Origin of the sequence: Chryseobacterium artocarpi (assembly GCF_001684975.1) — a bacterium.
GTDB classification, from domain to species: Bacteria; Bacteroidota; Bacteroidia; order Flavobacteriales; family Weeksellaceae; genus Chryseobacterium; species Chryseobacterium artocarpi.
This window is the reverse complement of the sequence record NZ_MAYH01000049.1, coordinates 162,881-185,962: the sequence shown is the minus strand read 5'-3', so window position 1 is coordinate 185,962 and position 23,082 is coordinate 162,881. Positions and strand designations below refer to the sequence as shown.

The following is a 23,082-nucleotide window of genomic DNA, read 5'->3' as shown; positions in this document are numbered from 1 at the left end:
CCGTTTTTATATTGGAGTGTATTGAAGTTAATCAACATTCCAAGTTTTACAGTTACTTAATCGAAGATAGGTAAGTATTTGAGCCAAATGAATATCATTCAATGATTCTATAGATTTAATTTCTAAGACAAATTTTTTCTCAATCAAAAAATCAAGTCTGTAACCAATATCTAACTTCACTTCTTCATACATCAATGGCATCAGTTTTTGCCTTTCAACAAGAATATCATGTTTATTCAGTTCATAGAATAAACATTCTTCATAAGCACTTTCCAAAAGTCCTGGACCTAAAGCCTTATGAACATGATATCCTGCCTCGTAAACAAGTCTTGAAATATCATTTTCTGAAATATCCACTGTATTATTTTTTTTCATCTTATCCGACACAAATCATTTGTGAAAATTTGTGCCGAATATTTGTGTTATTAGTGTTTATATATTTTTATTTTTTGTCCTTGGTCGGTTCCTGTGGCTCCTGAAATAATTTCTTAAGCTCTACAGATTCCAAAGGCTTCATTCTCCCTGAAAGAATTAATGAAAGTTCTTTTCTACGGAATGCAGCTGCATACCTTTCCTTTTCTTCTTCTGTTTCAGGAACCATATCCGGGATTGGAATAGGACGATTAAATTCATCCACTGCAACGAATGTATAAATCCCCGAATTCGTGTGAATTTTTTTCTGATTGATTGGATCATCAGACCATACATCCACATACACTTCCATAGAAGTAGAGAACGCTCTCGAAACTTTAGATTCCAATACTACAACTCCTCCTTCAGGAATCGGATGATTGAATGAAACGTGGTTTACAGAAGCTGTTACCACTCTTCTTTCACAGTGTCTAGCTGCAGAAATAGATGCACATCTGTCCATTTTTGCTAAAAGTTCACCACCAAAAAGATTTCTTAAAGAGTTTGTTTCGTTCGGAAGAACGATATTGGTCATGATGGTCAGAGATTCTGACGCTGTTTTTATTTTTGCCATTTATTCTTAGTGTTGTTTGGAGCAGCCGGAACAGCTTTGATTTGTTTTCCGACAGGTTTTACCAATGAATCTTTCTTAAGAGAATCTGAAACCGAAGCTTCAGGAGTATGTACTGTCACTTTCACAGTATCTTTTACAATCCTGTGCGTAGAAGTCTGTACAGAAACTTTATTAAAGGATTTTTTACCAAAAAGTAGTTCCTTTTGAGTAAAAGCAAAGTACGCAATACCCAAAATCGGTATAATTAAAAGGAAAATCCAAAGAATTGTCTTCTTAAATTTATAGTCTTTTTCACGGTTTTCGGAAGCACTTACTTTTTCACCGTTATTAATGTCTGAGAATCTGATTTCTTCCAATCCATAAAAATCCGGACGTCCTGCTTCTACTCTTTTTCCTTTGAAGTGTGTATTTCCTTCTTCGATGAAAATGGTTCCCAGGTTTTGAATTTCCAGGACCTGTTCTGCCTGAAGTTTTTTCTTCCAAAAATCTGTTTGTATCTTCAGATCACTTCTTGAAGCGTCTAAAGACATCTGTTTTTCTCTGGCAATAAAGGCGGTAAGATCTTCAGCCTGTACTTCATAGTCAATTGTAAATTCAATCTGACTAGCCGGAGGTAAGATACTTCCGTTTTCAGAATTGATAATTGCCTTAGAATTTTTCAGAGAAAACACGCCAAATCCTGGAACCGTGACAGTTCCGAATTGTTTTAAATATTCTAAAATGTATGCTGAAATATTCATTTGGTGGCAAATTTATAACTTTTTCATGACTTTTGAAGATATTTAACTTATATAAAAAGAGACTGCCGAAACAGTCTCTTAAGTATTCCGTATTAAAATAGGTATACGGTTATTTAAACTTCTTTTTTAAGTTGAAGAATTGTTAAAAAGGACAAAACTGCTCAAAAGTAAAATAACATTTATAAATTCAAATATCTTCTATTTGAGCATTACTACTGTATTTTCCAGCTTATTCCAAACATAAAGTTCGTTCCTGCCTGTGCAAAATAAGAAGGACTCCCCTCATAAACAGATCCGTTATTGACATATTTCCTATTGAAAAGATTATTCACCAATAATTTCAATGCAATGTCATTGTTCCCGATTTTAAATTGATATTGTGCGTTAAAATCTGCCAGGAAATAATCATTAAGCTTTAAGTTTTGATCTTCTGTGTTATCCATATATTGCTTTCCAACATACTGATTTGTCAATGCAAACTGGAAGTTTTGAGTTGGATTGAATTTTATTCCCAAATTAGCAATTACATTTGGTGAGAATGAAATCTGTGTATTTCCTAGGCTTACCGGAACATCTGCCCCCTGAATATTAAAATCCTGATTCCTATTCTGGCTTAAGCTTACATTTCCGGAAACTTCCCATTGTTTTGAAAGTTTTGCCAAAGCACCTACTTCAATACCTCTTCTGTAGCTTTTCCCAGAGTTTGTTCGGATAAATGCTCCTACATTATTCAGCTCTCCATTTAAAACCAACTGATTAACATAATACATATAATAAAGGTTAGCCGTTAAAGATAAAAAGCCAAACTGTTTTTCTAAACCTGCTTCAAAATCGTGTAATTTCTCAGGTTTAACATCATTGTTTGCCATCAAATCTTCTCTGTTCGGTTCACGATGAGCATGCGCGTAGGATAGAAATACTTTTCCACCATTGATTTTATAGTTCACCCCTGCTTTTGGATTAAAGAACAACCAATTTTTATCAAGATTCGCTCCTTCCTTATCTCCAGCCATAATGATTTTAGTATCGTAATTAATACTTCTAAGCTGTAAATCTCCGAAGAATTCAAAATTATCCAATCTGAATAAAGCCTTTGCAAAACCAGAAACTTCATTTTTTACAGAACGATTTCTGTAGTACTCGCTTTCATCGATCTGCGGAAAAAATACCCCGGTAACATTTCCGTAGTGTCTTCCATAATATTGGTTCGCTACAGCTCCAAAATTCAAATCAAGATTTTCAAACTTCCCATAAAGTGTTGAAACTACTCCATAAAAGTCGTTATTCAACATTTTTTTTCTGATAAAATCTGAATATTTAATGGTTTCTCCGCCTTCTATAATATTGGGTAAATTATATTTTGAAAAAGCATAACCTTGTTTGTAATTGTCATAATATCCTCTTCCTTTTGTGTAATGAAAAGTTGTTTCAAGGTTCCAGCGATCTGTAAACTTCTGTTCCCAAAGTAACTGATAATGATTCTGTCTGTAATTATCCGTCTCATTATCATAGAAGCCTATAACATTTTTATAATCTGCATCATAAATTGCTCCTGAAGCATTGAATTTAGGATTTGTTTCCAGCATTTCTTTACTGATTCCGTTCCATGCTTGGTAAGTTTTTTCCTTTCCTCCAAAAGCCATTACACGGATTTTAGTATTTCCTTCTTCAAATAAAGCCGTAAAATTGTAAGAATGTAAATCTGAAAAAGCTCTGTCTATATACCCATCAGAATGAATGCGCGTATACCTTCCCATTACAGAAAGACGGTTTTTCCAGAATTTTCCTGAACCTACTTCTGCTGAATATTTATAAGTATTAAAAGACCCATAACTATCATCTGTTTTGAAGTAAAATTTCTCTTCAGGTTCTTTTGAAATGACATTGATACTTGCACCAAATGCAGAAACTCCATTGTTAGAAGTTCCCACCCCTCTTTGAATAACAATCTGTGAAGCAGAACTCGTTAAATCAGGAACATTCACAAAAAAAGTACCTTGGCTCTCAGAGTCATTGTAAGGAACTCCGTTCATCATTACATTGATTGCCGATCCAGATACTCCACGAATTCTAAAGCCGGTATATCCTACCCCATTTCCTGCATCTGATGTAGAAATAATTGAAGTTTGATTTTTTAAAAGAATAGGAAGATCCTGCCCTAAGTTTCTACTGTCCAAGTCTTTCTGAACATTAATAATTTCCTTTGCAACGGGAAGTCTTTTAGTAAAGTTAACAGCTTCTATTTCTCTGATCTTCAGAGAATCTTTATTCTGAGCCTGGATAAAAGCTACGGAGGCTACGCTTAGCCCTAAAAAAAATAATCCTTTCATTCTATAAATCTTTAACATTTAATGAATAAAAGGGGATCGATAAGATATTATACAAATTCAACTCACAATAGAGCCTACGTCCCTAAACAGCATTACCTGTTCCAGGTTCAGTGGGTATAATCTCAGCCTGTTAAAGCACCCCTTTATTTCAGCCGCGAAATTACAAAAAATATATGAGATGGTGATGTTTTTGGGATACGGGGTTTGGGATGCGAGGTATTTGGTTACGAGACGATAAGAAAAGCTTTTATAGGAAGGTTTTGTTATATGAAAAAATTGGAGTTATAAAATTTTCATGAGTAATGAGTAATCATCAATTACCGTTTAGTATGTTTTATTATTTGCGTCAATATAATAGTAGTTTTTACCGTCTTTACTTACTTCAAACATCTTTCCCAGCTTCCAGCTGAAGTTTCTTTTGATGTTTGCATATTCAAAAGGAATAATGATTTTATTATTAACATCAATAACTCCGAATTTATCATTATTGGAAGCCACAATCATCGGATTCGCAACATCATCTCCCTCCATAATGTAGAGATATTGATATTGCGGATAAATCTGATACTGTCTGTAGTCTGCCGCATTCACAAAGGTTGCTTTTTCAATAATTCCATAGAAACCATTCAGAATATAAGCTTGAAATAACTGATGTTTGTATTCTGCAAACTTACACTTCCCAAGATCGGCATCCTTAAACTGATAAACTCTTTTTCCGGACTGATCTACTCGATAGGAAATCATGTCTTTTTCTACAGTAGCATAATCTCCTGTTCCAAATTTCCTAACTTTTTCGTTGGGAGAGTTCAGCAGATTACAATCTTCGTAAAAAAATACAGCAATATGATATTCAGGTTGAATAATGAATTTCCCGTTTTGGTTAATATACCCGAACTTATCACCTTTCTTTTTAGGAATCAACAAGGGTAGATCTTTGTTCAAAACCACAAGATCGGGATTAGGTTTAGTTACCATATTTCCTTTTTTCACCGAGGTCTTCATAGTGTTTTTTACTCCGGTTTTCTTAACAGATTTTGTCTGTGAAAAAACGGAAATCGAAATAAAAACGAACAAAACATTCAGGACATTTTTCATATTCATCATTTGTTTGCAAAAATACGACCAAAAATAGATATTATAAAATTCATATTTATAAAGAATCTAAATAAATTCATTCTGTTAAAAAATTAAAAATTCGTAATTTTGGGGGACAATTTGAATTAGTAAATAATTTTAAAAACTTTAAAAGAAAGACGTAGACTATACTCTCTTTGGCTGGTGCATATTGCATTCCAAAATGCAAGTACTCAAATTGTTATTAAATTGGATCGGTAAAGGAGAAATGACAGCTTTCACAACTGTTGTATACATCTACTCTGAAAGTGAAAGACTTCTATTATGAATATTTATAAGGATTACATCAAAGAGATTGAAGAAAGAAAAAACCAGGGGCTTCATCCAAAGCCGATTGATGGTGCTGAATTATTAAGTGAAATTATTGCACAGATTAAAGATTCAGATAATGCAGACAGAGCAGACTCTCTTAAATTTTTCATTTATAACACCTTACCGGGAACAACAAGCGCAGCAAGCGTAAAAGCTAAATTTTTAAAGGAGATCATTTTAGGTGAATCCGTAGTAGAAGAAATTTCTCCTGCATTTGCTTTCGAATTATTATCTCACATGAAAGGAGGTAAATCAATCGAAGTATTATTAGATCTGGCTTTAGGTAACGATGCTGACATTGCTAAACAAGCTGCAGAAGTTCTTAAAACTCAGGTTTTCCTTTACGAAGCAGATACTACCCGTTTAAAAGAAGCATACAGCAGTGGTAATGAGATCGCAAAAGAAATCTTAGAAAGCTACGCGAAGGCTGAGTTCTTCACTCAACTTCCTGAAGTTGCAGAAGAAATCAAAGTGGTTACTTTCATCGCTGGTGAAGGAGATATTTCAACAGATTTACTTTCTCCGGGTAATCAAGCACACTCAAGATCAGACCGTGAACTTCATGGAAAATGTATGATCACTCCTCAGGCACAGGAAGAAATCAAAGCGCTACAAGCGCAACATCCTGATGCAAGCGTTATGCTTATCGCTGAAAAAGGAACAATGGGTGTAGGTTCATCCAGAATGTCAGGGGTAAACAACGTAGCTCTATGGACAGGTAAACAAGCTAGCCCATATGTACCATTCGTAAACATTGCTCCAATCGTAGGAGGAACAAACGGTATTTCTCCAATTTTCCTTACTACAGTTGATGTTACCGGAGGTATTGGTGTTGACCTTAAGAACTGGGTGAAGAAAGTAGACGAAAACGGAAACCCTGTTCGTAACGAAAATGGTGATATCGTTCTTGAAGAAGCTTACTCAGTAGCTACAGGAACTGTTTTAACTATTAATACAAAAGAAAAGAAATTATATAACGGAGATCAGGAACTGATTGACCTTACAAAGTCTTTCACACCACAAAAGATGGAGTTCATCAAAGCTGGAGGATCTTATGCAATCGTATTCGGTAAGAAATTACAGACATTTGCAGCTCAGACTTTAGGGGTTGAAGCTCCTGTAGTTTTTGCTCCATCAAAAGAAATTTCTCACGAAGGGCAAGGTCTTACAGCAGTTGAAAAAATCTTTAACAGAAATGCTGTAGGAACTACACCAGGAAAAGTATTACACGCTGGTTCTGACGTTCGTGTACAGGTAAACATCGTTGGTTCTCAGGACACGACAGGTCTTATGACTTCTCAGGAGCTTGAATCCATGGCGGCTACTGTAATTTCTCCAATCGTTGACGGTGCTTACCAATCAGGGTGTCACACCGCTTCAGTTTGGGATAAAAAAGCTCAGGCAAACATTCCTAAGCTAATGAAATTCATGAACGATTTCGGATTGATCACTGCACGTGACCCGAAAGGTGAATACCACTCAATGACTGACGTTATTCACAAAGTTCTTAACGATATCACTGTAGACGAGTGGGCGATCATCATTGGAGGTGACTCTCACACAAGAATGTCTAAAGGAGTTGCCTTCGGGGCTGACTCTGGAACTGTTGCTCTTGCATTAGCTACTGGTGAAGCTTCAATGCCAATCCCAGAATCTGTAAAAGTAACCTTCAAAGGTGAAATGAAGCCTCACATGGATTTCCGTGATGTAGTACATGCTACTCAGGCTCAGATGTTGAAGCAATTCGGAGGAGAAAACGTATTCCAGGGAAGAATCATTGAGGTTCACATCGGAACACTTCCTGCTGACCAGGCATTCACGTTTACAGACTGGACTGCTGAAATGAAGGCTAAAGCGTCTATCAACATTTCGGAAGACAACACCCTAATCGAATCATTGGAAATTGCTAAAGGCAGAATCCAGATCATGATCGATAAAGGAATGGATAACCATAACAAAGTTCTTCAAGGATTAATTAATAAAGCAAATAAGAGAATTGAGGAAATCAGATCAGGTGAAAAACCAGCTCTTACTCCAGATGCTAACGCTAAATATTATGCTGAAGTTGTTGTAGATCTTGACGTAATCGTAGAACCTATGATTGCTGATCCGGATGTAAACAATGATGATGTTTCTAAGAGATATACTCACGATACCATCAGAGATCTTTCTTACTATGGTGGTGAGAAAAAAGTAGACCTTGGTTTCGTAGGATCTTGTATGGTTCACAAAGGAGACCTTAAGATCGTTTCTCAGATGTTGAAAAACCTTGAAAAACAAAATGGTAAAGTAGAATTCAGCGCACCATTAGTTGTAGCGGCTCCTACTTATAATATCATTGACGAGTTAAAAGCTGAAGGTGACTGGGAATTATTAGAAAAATACTCAGGTTTTGAATTTAATGACAATGCTCCAAAAGGTGAAGCTCGTACACAATATGAAAACGTAATGTACCTTGAGCGTCCAGGATGTAACCTTTGTATGGGTAACCAGGAAAAAGCAGCAAAAGGAGATACTGTTTTAGCGACTTCTACTCGTCTATTCCAAGGAAGAGTAGTTGAAGATTCTGAACGTAAAAAAGGAGAGTCTTTATTAGCTTCAACTCCGGTTGTTGTTCTTTCTGCTATCATCGGAAGAATTCCAAGCATTGAAGAATATAAAGCTGCTGTAGAAGGTATTGACCTGACAACTTTTGTTCCTTCTATTAAGGAATTAACAAGCACAAGTGCTCACTAATAGCATTGATCAATAAGTCATAAGACTATTGAAAACTATATCAATGGAAGATTTTAGTCCTTTTGGATTTAAAATCTTCCATTTTTTGTTTAGAATCGTTCTATTTTACTTTAAATACGATTTTTTTCTGAGAAAATAAAGAAAATAGAATCTATTTTTTCTTAAATTGAAAGTTATAAAATCTCTTGATTTTAGAATCAAAATTGCCCTATTTATAGATTATAGGAACATTTTTTGATATATAAAAAATGATTTTTCTCTTTTATAATATCAGAGAAAGGAATAATAACGGAAAAAGAACAAAACTAAATACGATATGACTTTTGATATTGATATGATCAAAAAAGTGTATGAGCGCTATCCAGAAAGAATTGCTGCGGCAAGACAAATTGTGGGAAAACCTCTTACCCTTTCAGAAAAAATTCTTTACACCCACCTTTGGGAAGGAAATGCTACACAAGCATATGAAAGAGGAAACTCTTATGTAGATTTTGCACCGGACAGAGTTGCTATGCAGGATGCAACAGCACAAATGGCTCTTTTACAGTTTATGCAAGCTGGAAAAGCGAAAGTAGCTGTTCCTTCAACAGCTCACGCAGATCACCTGATTCAGGCGAAAGTAGGTGCTGATAAAGATTTACAAGAGGGGATCAACAAAAACTCTGAAGTGTTCAACTTCCTAAGTTCTGTATGTGATAAATACGGAATCGGATTCTGGAAGCCAGGAGCAGGGATCATTCACCAGGTTGTATTGGAAAACTATGCTTTCCCTGGAGGTATGATGATCGGTACAGACTCTCACACGGTAAACGCTGGCGGGCTAGGAATGGTCGCGATCGGTGTAGGTGGAGCTGATGCAGTAGACGTAATGGCTGGAATGGCTTGGGAACTTAAAATGCCAAAACTTATCGGGGTTAAATTAACCGGTAAAATGAACGGATGGACATCTGCAAAAGATGTCATCTTAAAAGTAGCAGGAATTCTTACCGTAAAAGGAGGTACAGGATGTATCGTAGAATATTTCGGTGAAGGTGCGGAATCTCTTTCTGCAACAGGTAAAGGTACCATCTGTAATATGGGTGCTGAAATCGGAGCTACCACTTCTACTTTCGGTTACGATGATTCAATGAGAAGATACCTGGCTGCTACAGGAAGACAGGATGTGGTAGATGCAGCGGATAAAATTGCAGAACACTTAACTGGGGATGCAGAAGTATATGCTAACCCGGAACAATATTTCGACCAATTAATTGAAATCAACCTTTCTGAGTTGACTCCTCACTTAAACGGACCTTTCACTCCGGATTTAGCGACTCCAGTTGCTGAATTCAGAGCTAAAGCAGAAGCAAACGGATGGCCATTAGAAGTTGAATGGGCATTGATCGGATCTTGTACCAACTCTTCTTATGAAGATTTATCAAGAGCGGCTTCTATTGTAGAAGATGCCGTATCAAAAGGAGTAAAACCTAAAGCAATTTTAGGAATCAATCCAGGTTCTGAACAGGTTAAATTCACAGCGGAAAGAGACGGTTTCTTAGATTCATTCAGAAAATTTGAAAACGCTAGAATCTTTACCAATGCTTGTGGACCTTGTATCGGGCAATGGGACAGAGAAGGAGCTGAAAAAGGCGAGAAAAACTCTATCATTCACTCTTTCAACCGAAACTTTGCGAAAAGAGCTGACGGGAACCCAAATACCCATGCATTTGTAGCTTCTCCTGAAATGGTAGCTGCTGTGGCAATCTCAGGTAGATTAGATTTCAACCCGATTACTGATACTTTAACGAATGAAGCAGGTGAACAAGTAAAACTTGACGAGCCTAAAGGATATGAACTTCCTACAAAAGGATTTGCTGTAGACGACAACGGATATCAGGCACCTTCTGAAGATGGTTCCAGCGTTGTAGTAAACGTAAGCCCTACTTCAGACAGACTTCAGTTATTAGAAGAATTCCCAGCTTGGGACGGTAAAAATATTACAGGAGCTAAAGTATTGATCAAAGCTTTCGGAAAATGTACTACTGACCATATCTCTATGGCTGGACCATGGTTGAAATACAGAGGTCACCTTGACAATATCTCCAACAACATGTTAATCGGAGCTGTAAATGCTTATAATATGGAAACAAACCACGTTAAAAATGAATTAACGGGTGAATATGGTGAAGTTCCTGCTGTACAAAGAGCTTACAAAGCTGCAGGTGTTCCAACAATTGTTGTAGGAGACCAAAACTACGGTGAAGGTTCTTCAAGAGAACATGCTGCAATGGAACCTAGACACCTTGGTGTAAAGGCTGTATTGGTAAAATCATTTGCCAGAATCCACGAAACAAACCTTAAAAAACAAGGTATGCTTGGAATCACTTTCGCAAATGAAGCTGATTATGATAAAATCCTGGAAGATGACACCGTTAACTTCTTAGATCTTGACCAATTTGCTCCAGGAAAACAATTGACTTTAGAGTTCGTTCACAAAGACGGAACTAAAGACATCATCATGGCAAACCACACTTATAATGACCAACAAATTGATTGGTTCAAGGCTGGTTCTGCATTGAACTTGATTAAACAACAAGAAAAATAAGAATTAATTGTTAGATCGATTAATGAAAAGACGGCTTCCATTGAAGCCGTCTTTTTTGTTTTTACTATTATTAAAAAATGATCCATTCATATTTTTAAGTTTACAACGCAACTTTATTTATTACTAAATATAGCTATCAAATTCAATAGGGGCGGACTTTAGTCCGCTTTCATGATCAATCACAATTCCAATGGCTTTAGCCAAAACCTAAAAAATCTGCTCAATCTCCGAAATCTGCGTGATTTTTTATTTCTCGCAGATTCTGAATATTGGGACACTTCCAAATCTTATAGGTTTTTGAAACCTATAAAGTTTGAAATCAATAAAATTATCTAAGTGCCTGTAACAAAGTTTCTTTTTTAGCGTCTAACCGGATAGTAGTAAAAACATCATGAAAAAAACTATATTCGCTTTATCGCTTTTAAGCTCTGTGTTTATATTTTCACAGGAAAAAGGCAAGAATACGACCAATGAAAAACAAATTGACGGAATTGTAATCACCAAAACTAAAAAAGCCGTTGAACAAAAGGCAGACCGTACGATTTTTGATTTCTCTGAACAACCTCAACTGAATAACGGAAACGTTCTGGAAGGAATAAAAAAGCTTCCGGGGCTTTTTGCCACAGACATTGCTGGGATGATGTATCAGGGAAAAATGCTTGACGTTTACCTTAACGGAAGACCCTTAAACATTACTTCCAATGAATTGAATTCTTTTCTTGAAAGCATGCCGGCAAACTCTGTAGAAAGAATTGAAGTCGTTACACAGCCCGGAGCAGAATTTCCTGCTACATCAGGAGGTGCCATTATGAATATTATTACGAATAAAAACGCCAATAAATACTTAAGCGCTACATATTCAGGAAATTACACCTTCACCAATTACGATAAATACAGAAGCAGAACCACAAACTCTGTGAATTTAAATGCCAGAAATAAATATTTTGGATGGCAATTGAATGTGGGACAAAATTATCGTGAAAGTATGATGAATACACAGCAGGATGATTTATTGAACGGTAATACGGATCGATTTGCCCGTACTTATTTTGCTAAGGCGGGAGTAACTTTTGACCTTGGACAGGACAGATTATTGCTGAACTACGATATTTATCACAATAACAATGATAATTATACTTTAAGTGATGGTAAAGGTGACAAAACAATCGACAGAAATATTCCTGCAGGCTATTATATCAAGAATTATACTTTTGGATCTTCTGATATTGCCCGTACCAATTCAGTACGACAAGAAGCTGTAGTAACCTACCAGAAACGTTTTTCTGACAAATCTCAGAAACTTGATTTTCAGTTTGAGTATACAAAAGCTTACACAAAGTTCGGGCAAGATAATGTATTCTTTGATAAAACCTTTGAAGCATTTTCTGGTAATCCTGAGGAACGTTTGCCAACAACAACGCTAGGAAATATTTTAAGCAATAATTCTGATATGAGAATTGCTAACCTTAAGATTGATTATTCTCAGCCAATTAAGCTTCTTGATGGAGGAAAAATGAGTGCCGGAGGGTTGTATGAAAGACAGGATTATGATACGGAAAATAAAGGATTAAAAAACCTTGAATATCAAAGACAGACAGCCTCCACGTACCTTGAATTTCAGGCTAAATTGAAAAAGTTTGACTTCACATTGGGATCACGTTTTGAAAACTATGACATTTCAGGAGTCACCAGATATTTTGATAAAGATGGAAAGCTTGTTCAGGCTGACCTGCTACCGTTTGATAAGTTTAAATTTTTTCCAAATGCCAGCATACAGTACAACCTGATGAACCAGGTATATGTAGCTGCGAACTACAACAGAAAGATCAGCTTACCAAGTATTTCTGCCTTAAACCCGAATAATACCACATTTGGAGGTCCGAATACTCAAATTACAGGTAATGCCAATCTTCAACCCACTATTTTTGATAACTATGAGTTGAAAATTTCGGCTTTTGATTATGCATTCATCGGGTATAGCGTAAGCTCAGCCAGCAATCAGGTGGCACAGATCATTAGAAAAGAGGGTAGAAATCTTTCCAATGAGCAGATTAATATCTCTAATATGAAAATTCACAATTTCAATATTGGACTTCCTGTTCCGTTTCAGATTTTTACCAAGTCTATAGGTGAGATTATGAAATCGAATTTCAATCCTGACAAAATGAATTTCATGTACATTTATGCAGGATATCAGAAACATGAGATTGACAACCTCAACAATAAAGGATTCTGGATTCTTAACCTGATGACCCAGTTGATTCTTCCAAAAGACATTAAACTGACAGCAAATTACAGCTATCTGACACCAAAAGCAGGGTATTTTTACTTCACTGCGGAGAAACCATTTAGCAATAACTTAGATATTACCCTGACGAAAAAGTTTATGAACAATCGTCTTACAGTTTCTGTTTTTGCGAATGATATCTTTAATGGTCAGATTATGCAGGTACGTTCCAATCCACCATCAGGAGAAAATGTAATGATTAGAACGAAATACGATTCAAGAAACTTCGGAATTTCTATCAATTATAAAATTCCGACAAGAAACAAATTGGCTAAAGAGGATGCTAATATTCTGAATCAAACTAAAAAAGAAGATAACGGCGGAGTAATGCAGCAAGGACAATAGATTTTAAATGATTAATAACCGAAAATGAGGCAGTGATACTATTACTGCCTCATTTTTATTTTGCCTGATTTTATTTCACGCTGATTTAGCTGATAACGCAGATTTCTCCTTCATAGAGTTATAATACATCCATATTAAGATCTGCAAAATCTGCGAGAAACAAAAATCTAATCCAATTTAGAATTCTAAAGTTTGAAATCTCCAATTCAGTGTATCAATCAATGTCAACTGATTGAGATTTACAGGAAGATCTGCAATAATTTTCAAAGTTTGAAGCGTCATCATACTTCCGATCATTCCCGGTAAAGCTCCAAGAACTCCCAAACTGTCACAATCTGGTGCATCTTCATCAAAAGGAGGTTCAGGAAAAAGATCCCTAAGGTTTTTACTTCCTTTATGATTGAAAACAGCAACTTGTCCGGAAAAACCTAAGATACTTCCATAAACCAGCGTTTTTTTCAATTCTACACAGGTATCATTCACCAAATATCGTGTTGTGAAGTTATCTGATCCATCTACAACAATATCATACTGGGAAAGTATTTTCGAAGCATTAGAGGCATCAATTTTTTGTTCAATACTGATTACTTTAACCTGATGATTAAGATTTTTAACGAAAGTTTCTGCGCTTTTTACTTTCAGTTCTCCTACTCTATTTTCATCATGAATAATCTGGCGATTGAGATTGTGAAGTTCCACATGATCAAAATCCGCAATACCTAAAGTACCCACTCCTGCTGCAGCAAGATATTGAATAACAGGACTCCCTAAACCTCCCGCTCCTATAACAAGTACTTTGGAACTCATAATTTTTCGTTGCCCTTCTAAACCTATTTCATCAATAAAGATCTGGCGGCTGTATCTTTTAAAAATATCTTCTTGCATTTCGCACTATACTATTTAAACTCCGCTATAAACAGAATCCCAATCCTTCATCACCGGATCATATCCTGATTTTTTAATCATAGATTTAATTTCCTCCATACTTCTCTCATCACTGGTTTCAAATTGTTCTAAAGATTCTTTATCCACAGCATATCCACCAGGGTTGGTTTTTGATCCTGCACTCATTGTGGTAGCTCCCAGTGAAACGATATGGTTCCTGAATGTTTCATTTTCTCTTGTGGATATTGAGATTTCAAGGTCTTCATTCCAAATTCGGTAAGCACAGATCAATTGTAACAGATCTTTATCTTCCATAATAAAGTTAGGCTCAATAATTCCTTCTGCCGGTCTGAGTCTTGGAAATGATACGGAAAATTTGCTCTTCCAGTACTGTTTTTGAAGGTAATCAATATGAAGAGCGTTGAAAAAGCTATCTACCCGCCAGTCTTCCAATCCAAGTAATACCCCTAAGCCCATTTTGTGGATTCCAGCTCTTCCTATTCTGTCAGGAGTTTCCAGGCGATAATGGAAGTTTGATTTTTTACCTTTTGGGTGATATTCTTTATAAACATCCTGATGATAAGTTTCCTGATAGACCAATACAGAATGTACCCCCTCTTCATGAAGCAACCTGTATTCTTTTTCTTCCAAAGGCTGTACTTCAATAGAAATATTGGAAAAATGAGATCTTAATAAGCGAACTGCATTCTGAAAGTAAGGGACTCCTACTATTTTATTTGCTTCTCCGCTGACAAGTAAAACATGATTAACGCCCATAGATTTTAAAACGGAAGTTTCTATCATCAATTCTGAATCGGTAAGCGTTTTTCTTCTGAGATTATTATCAAGGCTGAAACCACAATAAGTACAAATATTTTGACATTCATTACTCAAATACAATGGGGCATACAGCTGAATGGTCTTTCCAAATCGTTTCTGGGTAAGCGCTCTTGTCATAGCAGCCATCAGTTCCAGCTCTTGTGAAGCAGCCGGTGAAAGCAGATTCAGAAAGTCATCCATTGTTTTATTTTTTCTCTGGAGACTATTTCGAACCTCTGAAATGGTTACTTTTTCAAGTCTGGATTTTACTTCATCCCATTGGTATAGCTCGAAAACCTCCTTAAAACTATTCATTATTATGATTTTTATTCAAACAAAAACGAAGTTAGCGGACTTGATGCTTCTGCATGATTAGCAATGGCTCCCAGACCTGATTCAAAGGCTCTTCTTCCGGCAATTACTCCTTCTTTAAAAGCAACAGCCATATTCACAGGATTTCTGGCAACTGCAATTGCTGTATTGACAAGAACGGCATCTGCTCCCATCTCCATAGCTTTGGCTGCATCTGAAGGCGCCCCGATTCCTGCATCTACCACTACAGGCACATTACTTTGACTGATGATAATTTCCAGAAAGTCTAACGTTCTTAATCCTTTATTAGTGCCAATCGGTGCTCCTAAAGGCATTACTACAGCTGTCCCAGCATCTTCCAGACGTTTACATAAAACCGGGTCAGCATGAATGTAAGGCATCACTACAAATCCAAGCTTGGCAAGTTCTTCTGTAGCGTATAAAGTTTCAATAGGGTCTGGAAGTAAATATTTCGGATCTGGATGAATTTCCAGCTTTACCCAGTTGGTTTCCAAAGCTTCTCTTGCCAATTGTGCTGCCAATACTGCTTCTTTCGCTGTTCTTGCTCCGGAAGTATTAGGTAAAAGATGCACATGGGTGCCTTTCAATGAATCCAGAAGGTCGTCTTCTTCTGACTGGGCATCAATTCTTTTCAACGCCATTGTCACCATATTGGATTCTGAAGCAACCACTGAAGCTGCCATATCCTGAAGGCTTCCGAATTTCCCTGTTCCTAAAAACAATCTTGATTCAAAGGTTCTGTCTGCTATTATTAACTTTTGATTATGCATAAATCATTGCTTTTTTAAATTCATTAATGATGGATGGTTCGTTTGTAATTTGCCCCGACACTGCCACTCCATAAATTCCTGCTTCCTGTAAAGGCTGAATATCTTCAAGAGCTACTCCGCCGATGGCAAATATTTTAGGAATCTCTATTGATTTTTCCTGTAAATGATTAATAATTTTCTGATATCCTTCAAATCCAAGAATAGGGCTCAGCTCTTCTTTGGTAAAGGTAAATTTTAAAGGTCCTAAACCAATATAATCACAGGATTCATCTATTCTCTGAAGAACGTCTGAAATGGTATTAGCAGTTCCTCCAATAATTTTATTCTCACCTAAAATAAGTCTAGCTTCTTTGATAGAGCCATCATTTAATCCTAGATGAACTCCATCAGCATCGATAGTTTTTGCCAGCTGAACATTATCGTTGATAATACAAACCGACTGGTATTCTGAACAAAGCTTTTTATAAGTTTCACAAAGGCTGATCAACTCGTTTTCCGACGCTTTTTTCCAACGAATTTGCACCCATTTTACTCCGTTATCAAGAGCTTTTCGGATATTGAGTTCCTGCTCCTGCATTGTCTTTCCCTGTGAGATGTATTGTAATTTTTCCATAGGCTCTATGAATGTGTTCCCAATAAAGAGGGATTGCTTTTTAAAAATTTTTCAATATATAATTTCCCGTTTTTACAGGCGGTCTCCATATTTACTCCTTTGGCAAGTTCTCCTGCAATCGCTGAAGAAAGGACGCATCCTGAACCGTGTTTGGGGTAGTAAACAAAATCCCCGTCAGCTGGAGCCAGATATGTTTCTTTTTCTCCTTCAACTAAAACATCCGTTCCTAAACGATCTTCTCTGTGCCCGCCTTTGATCAGAATCGAACATAGATTTTCACCTGACAAAAGACTACCATCTTTTAAAACCAAGTATTCATTATAGTTAGGAGTGATAAGATTTATTTTATCAAAGCTACTTTTCAATAGAGGAAGTGTTTCAAGATTGAAAAAAGTGAATTCTGATGTACTTTTCAAAACAGGATCCCAAACGATTTGGGTTTCATTATTACAAGCCTTAACTGTATCAATAATTCTTTCCAAGAATTCAGCATCTTTTACAATTCCTATTTTCACTGCGGAAACAGGATAATGATTCATTAATACTTTAATTTCCCTTGTGATTTCATCAATTGGTCGCCATTCTAAACTAAAACATTGAGAGGCAGTCTGCAAAGTAAGTGCAGTACATATCCCAAATCCCATTACTCTAATCTGTTCCAAGGTTTTGATATCCGAAAGTAATCCGGCACCTCCACTCGGATCAAAACCTGCAATACTTATGACAAAAGGACGTTCTTTCTGCATTTTTTAAAAACATTTAATGGTTTATCACTCTCCCAAATTGCACCTAACAAAGCCACTCCATCTGCTCCAAGATCAAATACCTCTTGAATATGGTTTTCATCAATTCCTCCTAAAGCAATCAGCTTCACATTCGGATTATTTCGTTCTTTTAAACTTTCCTTCACTGTTGAATCAACACCATATCCTTTTTTGGAAATACTTGGAAAGAATGGGCTTATAAAGGCATATTCCCATTTTTTTTCCAAAATATTAAAGCTTTGAATATCATGCACAGAAGTAGAAATTATACTTTTGTTTATAAAAGGTTGATATTTCTCCTGTTTACGATCCTCTTCCCTAAAGTGGAATCTTGAAACCCCATATTGTTTCCCAAGATCATGATGGCTGTGCATTACCAATTGAGGATGAAAAATCTCATCAATACAGTTGATAAAACCAATCATTTCGTCCTCATTGATCCAGGGTTTTCTGATGTGAAGTAAATCCAGACCTTCATGAAACATCTCATTAATGGTTTCCGATTCATTTGGAATTATTGTTTCAGGAGTGATAACGAGTATCATATATAAATTTCCTTTCCTTTTTCAATAAATTCCTGTGACTTATCAAACATTCCCTGTTCTGCAGATTCACGGATTTCCTGGGTGATCTTCATTGAGCAGAATTTCGGTCCGCACATTGAACAGAAATGGGCAATTTTAGCTCCGTCAGCAGGAAGCGTTTCATCATGATAAGCTCTTGCAGTATCTGGATCTAACGAAAGATTAAACTGATCTTCCCATCTGAATTCAAACCTTGCTTTACTTAATGCATTATCTCGGTACTGTGCTCCCGGATGTCCTTTTGCTAAATCTGCGGCATGAGCTGCTAGTTTATAGGTAATTACTCCCACTTTTACATCATCTTTATTCGGGAGTCCCAAATGTTCTTTCGGCGTTACATAGCAAAGCATTGCACATCCGAACCAGCCGATCATTGCTGCCCCGATTCCTGAAGTAATATGGTCATAACCTGGTGCAATATCAGTCGTCAAAGGACCTAAGGTATAAAATGGGGCTTCGTCACACACTTCCAATTGCTTCTCCATATTTTCTTTAATCATATGCATTGGAACGTGACCTGGACCTTCAATCATCACCTGTACATTATGTTTCCATGCGATTTTTGTCAGTTCACCTAAGGTTTCCAACTCTGCAAACTGAGCTGCATCATTGGCATCTGCAATAGAGCCGGGACGTAAACCGTCACCTAAAGAGAAAGCCACATCATATTGCTTCATGATCTCGCAAATCTCCTCAAAATGAGTATATAAAAAGTTTTCTTTGTGATGATAAAGGCACCATTTTGCCATAATAGATCCCCCTCTGGAAACAATTCCTGTCACTCTGTTTGCTGTCAGATGAATGTATCTCAATAAAACTCCAGCATGAATCGTGAAATAGGAAACTCCCTGTTCTGCCTGCTCTATCAGAGTATCTTTAAAGACTTCCCAAGTAAGATCCTCCGGCACTCCTTTTACTTTTTCCAGTGCCTGATAAATAGGAACAGTACCAATAGGAACCGGACTGTTTCTAATGATCCATTCTCTTGTTTCATGAATATTCTTTCCTGTTGAAAGATCCATAATAGTGTCTGCTCCCCATCTACAAGCCCATACTGCTTTTTCTACTTCTTCATCAATACTTGATGAAACGGCACTATTTCCGATGTTTGCATTGATTTTCACTAAAAAGTTTCTTCCGATAATCATTGGCTCACTTTCAGGGTGATTAATGTTATTCGGTATAATCGCTCTTCCGGCTGCAATTTCGTCTCTTACAAATTCCGGAGTAATTTTACTTTTCGGAGTATTGGCACCAAAACTATTCCCGATATGCTGGCAAGCCATCTCTTTCGGAACAGAATTAAGTTGCTCAATTCTTTGATTTTCTCTGATGGCAACATATTCCATTTCAGGGGTAATGATTCCCTGTTTTGCGTAATAAAGCTGGGTAAGTTCTTTTCCTTCCTGTGCTACTTTCGGTTTATGATCGTAGGAGAAACGTAATTCATCAAGTTTAGGATCTGCTAAACGTGCTTGTCCGTATTCTGAGGTAATTCCGTCAAGAATATTAACATCTTTTCTGTCCAGAATCCATTGTTCTCTTATTCTTGGAAGTCCTTTTTGGATATCGATCACTGCATTTTCATCAGTATAAGGACCAGAAGTGTCGTAAATAGTGACCGGAGCGTTTTCTTCAAAATTTCCGTTGGTAAGCTTTGTAGGACTAAGCTTTATTTCACGCATTGCTACATTGATAGGATGAATTTTTCCTTCAACATAAATTTTCTTTGAGTTCGGAAATGGCGAACATGTAATTGAATGAGCCATAATATTGGTATTAAGTATGAGAATTAACCACCTTGAGTGGCGGTAATGATTAAAACTGAATCGTTGTTGTTAAGGGATGTTTCCGCCCAGGCAGATAGCGGGACGATACGATTGTTGAGTGCTACGGCAATACCTTTCTTTTTTCCGGGTAATTCCATAGCCAATAATGCTTCCAGATTTTCAGGAAGTACATCGAATGTTTTTCGGGTGTGGTTGATTATAAGTTCCATTCCTAATGATTTAAATATACTTTAGGAATGGCTATTATTGTACAATAGAATGTACAGCAAAAGTCATCTACTTTTCCCTACGCTGGTATAATCCAGATCAGGTTCAAAGGGTAAAGTCTCAGTCTGTAAAAACAGACACCCCTAAAGTGTGGGACGAAGTTAGGTATTTTTTGAGAATGGGCAAAATCAAATTTGCAGAAACAAAAAATCCTACTCAACAATGAGTAGGATTTCTATTTTTAGTCTTCACAAGCTCTCCAGATCGCATCGTTCTGCGGAACAGGAGCTATAATTTCAATTTCTTCTTTGGTAACAGGATGAATAAATTGTAGTTTTCTTGCATGAAGATTTATTCCTCCATCCGGATTAGAGCGCGGAGCCCCATATTTAAGATCTCCTTTAATCGGAACCCCTGTTTTGGATAACTGAGCACGAATCTGATGATGTCTTCCGGTTTCAAGATCAACCTCAAGAAGCAGATAGTTGTCCAGCGTTTTTATCACATGATAAGTAAGAATTGCCTCTTTTGCTCCTTCCGTAGCTTTCGGGAAAACAATAGCTTTATTATTCTTCTCGTTTTTCTTTAAATAATGAACCAGCCTCTGAGTCTGTGGAATCATTTCTTTTCCCACAACTGCCCAATAGGTTTTCTTTACCTCACGGTTCTTTACCATTTGAGTAAGACGGGAAAGCGCTTTAGAAGTTTTTGCATAGATCACCAACCCTGAAGTAGGACGGTCTATACGATGAACCAAGCCAAGGAAAACATTCCCTGGCTTAGCATCTCTTATTTTTATAAAATTCTTTATTGATTCTAAAAGTGATTCATCGCCGGTCTTGTCACCCTGTACAAGCTGTCCGACTTTTTTATTGATCACCAGAAGATGGTTATCCTCATATACAATCTGCTCCTTCATAATTTCTCAGACTACCTGTTTCTGCTTCTATTGGACATTGAAAGAATAATCCCTGCCAAAAGACCAATTGTTTTAAGTGCCGAAAGATTTGATGAATCCGGTAAAAATGCTCCTACTACACAAATTCCTGCCGCTGCATACATTGCATACATGAAATTTTTATTAGTAAGTAACGGCGCCTGAATAAAGAAGCTTGCCCCTATTAAAACATAGAATACCTTTCTGGAAAGTAAATGATTGATATCCGGAGAAAATAAATTAAACCAGCCAATAGCTAAGCAAACTAATGCTGCAATAGATAAAATTCCCTGGATAGATTGTTGTTGGTTCTGCATGAATTAATAACTTTCGTTTTGGTTTGGAAAATCTACGTTCTTTACATCTTTTACATATTGAGAAACGGCTCCTGTAATTTCAGTATAAAGATCAAGATATCTTCTTAAGAATTTTGGACTGAAACCTTTGTTCATCCCTACCATATCATGATATACAAGCACCTGACCGTCACAGTCTGCGCCAGCTCCGATACCAATAGTAGGAATAGAGATACTTTCAGTCACTTTTTTAGCTAAATCTGCTGGAATTTTCTCCAAAACAACAGAAAAACATCCTAATTCTTCTAAAAGCTGGGCATCTGCAATTAGTTTTTCAGCTTCTGCTTCTTCTTTTGCTCTTACTTTATAGGTTCCAAATTTATAAATCGATTGTGGTGTCAATCCCAAGTGTCCCATTACAGGAATTCCGGCATTGATGATTTTCTTAATGGATTTTGAGATTTCTTTTCCGCCTTCAATCTTTACGGCATGAGCTCCTCCTTCCTTCATCATTCTTACAGCAGATTCCAATGCTTTTTCAGGATTACTCTGATAAGTTCCGAAAGGAAGGTCCGCTACTACCAATGCCCTGTCAGTTCCTCTTACCACGCTTTGAGCATGGTAGATCATTTGGTCTAAAGTAATAGGCAGCGTAGTTTCAAAACCAGCCATTACATTTGCCGCAGAGTCTCCAATCAAAATAGCATCTACTCCACCTGCATCTACCATTTTTGCAGTGGTAAAATCGTAGGCAGTAAGCATTGTTATTTTTTCCTTGTCGAATTTCATTTTACGCAAGGTTTCAGTTGTAACTTTTTTAATTTCAGAGTGAACAGACATAATATTATCTATTTTTTAAAAGTTAAAAAGTCGGCACTGAGCCGACTTAAGTTTTGTATGATTTTTATAAAACTACGTGACCGAGTTTCATGAGTTTGTCGTGATTCAGAATTTTGATATTTCTTCCGTCAACTTCAATCAGGCTATCCTGTTTGAATTCGGAGATCAGACGAATGGCACTTTCTGTAGCAGTACCGATAATGTTTGCAATTTCTTCTCTGGTTAAAGAGATTTTGATAAAACCTTCAGGATCTACTCCCAGCTTCTGTTCCAAAAGCAGTAGTATTTCCGCAAGTCTTTCTCTCACTGTTTTCTGAGCAAGGAATGTAATCGTATTGGAAGATTCTCCTAATTCGTATGAAATTTTTTGAAGCATTACGAAAGATAACTGTGGGTCTACTTCCAAAAGATACATGAAAATATCTGCTGGTAAGAAAACACACTCAATATCCGTCATAGCTTCAGCTTTTGCTTGGAAGTTTTCTCCACAAAGCAAAGAACGATAGCCGATGATATCCCCCTCTTTGATAAATCTTAAAATCTGATCTTTTCCAAAAGCTCCGGATTTTGAAAGTTTAGCGGCTCCTTTTTCAATAACAAAAACTCCTTTCGGGGTTTCTCCATCCTCGAAAATAGTATCGTGTTTCTGAAAACTCAATCTTTTTTTACCGTTAATATATTTTTCAAAATCTGCGCTAGAAAGTCTTTCCTTAAATGATTTATCATTAAAAACTCTGGCGAACCTCTCTTCAATTGCTATCTGTTGTTCCTGCGGCATGTTTATATGATAT

The 23,082-nt window shown here is 36.7% G+C and carries 20 protein-coding genes and 1 riboswitch; of the genes, 3 read left to right on the top strand and 17 right to left on the bottom strand.

Annotated features, from left to right (window positions below; translation table 11 throughout):
* Positions 1-27 precede the first annotated feature (27 nt).
* The 5 genes from BBI01_RS20135 to BBI01_RS20115 all read right to left on the bottom strand — a co-directional run bounded on the left by BBI01_RS20135 (position 28) and on the right by BBI01_RS20115 (position 5,150).
* Positions 28-387 carry a GxxExxY protein gene (locus BBI01_RS20135; protein WP_317040740.1) on the bottom strand — a complete coding sequence of 120 codons (360 nt, stop codon included), beginning with the start codon at positions 385-387 and terminating at the stop codon, positions 28-30.
* Positions 388-442: 55 nt separating this feature from the next.
* Positions 443-985 (bottom strand): acyl-CoA thioesterase, encoded by a 543-nt coding sequence (locus tag BBI01_RS20130; protein ID WP_065396436.1) that lies wholly within the window; start codon positions 983-985, stop codon positions 443-445.
* A complete protein-coding gene (locus tag BBI01_RS20125; RefSeq protein WP_065396435.1) occupies positions 973-1,725 on the bottom strand; it encodes an HU domain-containing protein in 753 nt (250 codons plus the stop codon). The genes BBI01_RS20130 and BBI01_RS20125 overlap by 13 nt, the downstream gene beginning before the upstream one ends.
* Positions 1,726-1,937: 212 nt before the next feature.
* Positions 1,938-4,055 (bottom strand): TonB-dependent receptor, encoded by a 2,118-nt coding sequence (locus tag BBI01_RS20120; RefSeq protein ID WP_065396515.1) that lies wholly within the window; start codon positions 4,053-4,055, stop codon positions 1,938-1,940.
* A gap of 324 nt (positions 4,056-4,379) precedes the next feature.
* On the bottom strand, positions 4,380-5,150 hold the full coding sequence (locus BBI01_RS20115; RefSeq protein ID WP_065396514.1) for a WG repeat-containing protein: 771 nt from the start codon (positions 5,148-5,150) through the stop codon (positions 4,380-4,382).
* 303 nt (positions 5,151-5,453) lie between these two features.
* On the opposite strand from BBI01_RS20115, the gene BBI01_RS20110 reads away from it, so the two are divergent.
* The 3 genes from BBI01_RS20110 (at position 5,454) to BBI01_RS20100 (ending at position 13,453) form a co-directional block, all read left to right on the top strand.
* Entirely contained in the window at positions 5,454-8,237 is a 2,784-nt protein-coding gene (locus tag BBI01_RS20110; protein WP_065396434.1) for a bifunctional aconitate hydratase 2/2-methylisocitrate dehydratase, read from the top strand.
* A 316-nt stretch (positions 8,238-8,553) separates the two neighbouring features.
* Positions 8,554-10,821, top strand: a complete 2,268-nt coding sequence (locus BBI01_RS20105) for an aconitate hydratase (protein WP_065396433.1) — start codon at positions 8,554-8,556, stop codon at positions 10,819-10,821.
* 391 nt (positions 10,822-11,212) lie between these two features.
* Positions 11,213-13,453: an outer membrane beta-barrel protein gene (locus BBI01_RS20100; protein ID WP_065396432.1), complete on the top strand. Its 2,241-nt coding sequence runs from the start codon at positions 11,213-11,215 to the stop codon at positions 13,451-13,453.
* Positions 13,454-13,630: 177 nt separating this feature from the next.
* Here BBI01_RS20100 and BBI01_RS20095 read toward each other — a convergent pair whose 3' ends face one another.
* The 12 genes from BBI01_RS20095 to BBI01_RS20040 all read right to left on the bottom strand — a co-directional run bounded on the left by BBI01_RS20095 (position 13,631) and on the right by BBI01_RS20040 (position 23,069).
* On the bottom strand, positions 13,631-14,338 hold the full coding sequence (locus tag BBI01_RS20095; RefSeq protein WP_065396431.1) for a HesA/MoeB/ThiF family protein: 708 nt from the start codon (positions 14,336-14,338) through the stop codon (positions 13,631-13,633).
* Between the two features lie 15 nt (positions 14,339-14,353).
* The gene (gene thiH, locus BBI01_RS20090) at positions 14,354-15,472 is read right to left on the bottom strand and encodes a 2-iminoacetate synthase ThiH (RefSeq protein ID WP_065396430.1); all 1,119 of its coding nucleotides are present in this window, start codon (positions 15,470-15,472) and stop codon (positions 14,354-14,356) included.
* Between the two features lie 11 nt (positions 15,473-15,483).
* Complete coding sequence (locus BBI01_RS20085; protein ID WP_065396429.1) at positions 15,484-16,260, bottom strand: thiazole synthase; 777 nt, start codon at positions 16,258-16,260, stop codon at positions 15,484-15,486.
* On the bottom strand, positions 16,253-16,873 hold the full coding sequence (locus tag BBI01_RS20080; protein WP_065396428.1) for a thiamine phosphate synthase: 621 nt from the start codon (positions 16,871-16,873) through the stop codon (positions 16,253-16,255). Before BBI01_RS20080 ends, BBI01_RS20085 begins: the two co-directional genes overlap by 8 nt.
* Before the next feature lie 5 nt (positions 16,874-16,878).
* Positions 16,879-17,619 carry a hydroxymethylpyrimidine/phosphomethylpyrimidine kinase gene (locus tag BBI01_RS20075; RefSeq protein ID WP_065396427.1) on the bottom strand — a complete coding sequence of 247 codons (741 nt, stop codon included), beginning with the start codon at positions 17,617-17,619 and terminating at the stop codon, positions 16,879-16,881.
* Positions 17,592-18,182, bottom strand: a complete 591-nt coding sequence (locus BBI01_RS20070) for a thiamine phosphate synthase (protein WP_065396426.1) — start codon at positions 18,180-18,182, stop codon at positions 17,592-17,594. Before BBI01_RS20070 ends, BBI01_RS20075 begins: the two co-directional genes overlap by 28 nt.
* Positions 18,179-19,990 (bottom strand): phosphomethylpyrimidine synthase ThiC, encoded by a 1,812-nt coding sequence (gene thiC / locus BBI01_RS20065; protein WP_065396425.1) that lies wholly within the window; start codon positions 19,988-19,990, stop codon positions 18,179-18,181. The genes BBI01_RS20070 and thiC overlap by 4 nt, the downstream gene beginning before the upstream one ends.
* A gap of 23 nt (positions 19,991-20,013) precedes the next feature.
* Positions 20,014-20,220, bottom strand: a complete 207-nt coding sequence (gene thiS, locus BBI01_RS20060; RefSeq protein ID WP_065396424.1) for a sulfur carrier protein ThiS — start codon at positions 20,218-20,220, stop codon at positions 20,014-20,016.
* A 57-nt stretch (positions 20,221-20,277) separates the two neighbouring features.
* Positions 20,278-20,373, bottom strand: a riboswitch (TPP riboswitch).
* Between the two features lie 86 nt (positions 20,374-20,459).
* Positions 20,460-21,140: an RluA family pseudouridine synthase gene (locus BBI01_RS20055; RefSeq protein ID WP_065396423.1), complete on the bottom strand. Its 681-nt coding sequence runs from the start codon at positions 21,138-21,140 to the stop codon at positions 20,460-20,462.
* Positions 21,141-21,148: 8 nt separating this feature from the next.
* Complete coding sequence (locus tag BBI01_RS20050) at positions 21,149-21,472, bottom strand: hypothetical protein (protein WP_065396422.1); 324 nt, start codon at positions 21,470-21,472, stop codon at positions 21,149-21,151.
* A gap of 3 nt (positions 21,473-21,475) precedes the next feature.
* A complete protein-coding gene (panB, locus tag BBI01_RS20045; protein WP_065396421.1) occupies positions 21,476-22,291 on the bottom strand; it encodes a 3-methyl-2-oxobutanoate hydroxymethyltransferase in 816 nt (271 codons plus the stop codon).
* A gap of 64 nt (positions 22,292-22,355) precedes the next feature.
* The gene (locus tag BBI01_RS20040) at positions 22,356-23,069 is read right to left on the bottom strand and encodes a Crp/Fnr family transcriptional regulator (protein WP_065396420.1); all 714 of its coding nucleotides are present in this window, start codon (positions 23,067-23,069) and stop codon (positions 22,356-22,358) included.
* Between the last annotated feature and the right edge of the window lie 13 nt (positions 23,070-23,082).